The organism is Rhizobacter sp. P3_B12 (genome assembly GCF_056402895.1).
Genome location: NZ_JBFUGN010001189.1, coordinates 1 through 1,676, shown reverse-complemented (window position 1 = coordinate 1,676; position 1,676 = coordinate 1). Strand labels below are relative to the sequence as shown.

At 66.3% G+C, this 1,676-nt stretch carries 2 protein-coding genes and 1 pseudogene; 1 reads left to right on the top strand and 2 read right to left on the bottom strand.

What is annotated here, in order from left to right; genetic code table 11:
* A pseudogene (locus tag AC1D01_RS33640) lies at positions 1–279 on the bottom strand (glycine zipper 2TM domain-containing protein); the annotation flags it as partial.
* Positions 280–362: 83 nt separating this feature from the next.
* The gene (locus AC1D01_RS33635) at positions 363–920 is read right to left on the bottom strand and encodes an HNH endonuclease (protein ID WP_477873805.1); all 558 of its coding nucleotides are present in this window, start codon (positions 918–920) and stop codon (positions 363–365) included.
* Between the two features lie 354 nt (positions 921–1,274).
* Between AC1D01_RS33635 and AC1D01_RS33630 the strand changes: the two genes are divergently transcribed.
* The coding region (locus AC1D01_RS33630) for a TetR/AcrR family transcriptional regulator (protein WP_477873806.1) at positions 1,275–1,676 on the top strand (402 nt) is incomplete at its 3' end.

Genomic DNA, 1,676 nt, shown 5'->3' with positions numbered 1-1,676 from the left:
GCCGACCACCGCGCCGGCCACCACGGCCAGCACGCCGACGGCGACCGCCTCGCGGTGCCCGCCGACCGACGCGCCGGCGATGCCGCCGACCACGCCGCCGGTGACGGCACCGGCACCGGACTGCGAACCGTCGATCACGACCGGGCGCACCGACAGCACGGTGGCATCCTGGATCTGCGACAGGCGCTGCGCTTCATTGCGCGAGACGACATCGGGGCTGCTGGTGGCGCACGCACTCAAGGTGGCGGCAACGGCCACGGCGATCAAAAGCTTGTTCATGGGGTTCACTCCTCGTTACTCATCTGCATGGACGAGTCGGCCACGCGGCGAGTTCCGCGGTGGCGATGTAAAGAAATYGGAAGTCAGATCCGCAGTCGGCTGTGCCGGGGCACGCTCGCCAGAAGAAACTCCATCTGGTCCGCCAGTATGCGCCGGCCACGCAGGATCATGTCCTCGTGCAGGCTCGGCACGTAGGGCAGGTACATCAGCGACATGTGCGCTTCTTCCGGCATCCGGTTGCCTTTGTGACCATTGCAGGCGCGGCAGGCGGTGATGCAGTTCATCCAGCTGTCGAGGCCGCCGCGCGAGGTCGGCACGATGTGCTCGCGCGTCAGGTCGTCCAGGTGGAAGTGCCCGGCGCAATAGGCGCACACCTGACGGTCACGGGCGAACAGCTTGGGGTTGGAGAGTGCGGGGGTCTGGCGCCAGGCCCGGCTCGGGACCGCGCCGCGCACCGCGATGATCGGGTGCACCTCGATGCGCGATTGCAGCCCGGTGCGCCGTTGCATGCCGCCGCGCAGCACGTAGAACGCGTCACCCAGCGTCCATGCGACGCCGTCGCTGGCGTAGATGATCGCTGCCTCCTTCGCTGAAATCCACGATTGAGGTCGGCCGGACACATCGAGCTGGAGCACTTCCACGGATGATCTCCTTCCCTGGAGCGTAATCCATTCACTGCGTTTCGCTCAACCGTGGCGCGAATACTGCAGTGCGTTGGCGCCACAAGCGCACGCTGTCACACGCCGATCACCGCCACCGGCGATAACCCGGGGCTCGGGTTAACCCTCGATGGCCGTCGCCGCCGTCGCATTCCAGGGACTAAACCCTAGAAAAAAACACGGCTTGCTCGAAATAGCGGCGCGCGATCCGCGCGGAACCTGCAAAATAGAACGATCGTTCGATTTTATGGATGCACCGTGAGCGACACGACCGATACACCCGTCAACACCGCCGCGGCTCTCACGGGCCGGGGCCCGCGCGATGTCTCGAAGACCCTGCAGAAGGGCCAGCAGACGCGCGCGACGATTCTCGAAGCTGCTCTCGGCCTGGCGTCGTCGATGGGGCTGGAAGGCCTGTCGATCGGCGCGCTGGCCGAGGTCACGCAGATGAGCAAATCCGGCGTCTTCGCGCACTTCGGTTCCCGCGAGGAACTGCAGATCTCCGTGATCCGCGAGTATCACGCCAAGTTCGAGGAAGAAGTGTTTTTCCCTGCCGTGCGCGAGGCCAGGGGTTTGCCCCGCTTGCGCGCGCTGTTCGAGCGCTGGGTCAAGCGGGTGTCGGTCGAGCTGGACTCCGGCTGCATCTACATCAGCGGCGCGGTGGAGTTCGACGACCGGCCGGGCCCGGTGCGCGACGCGCTCGCGACCATGGTGCAGGCCTGGCACACCGCGCTGGAG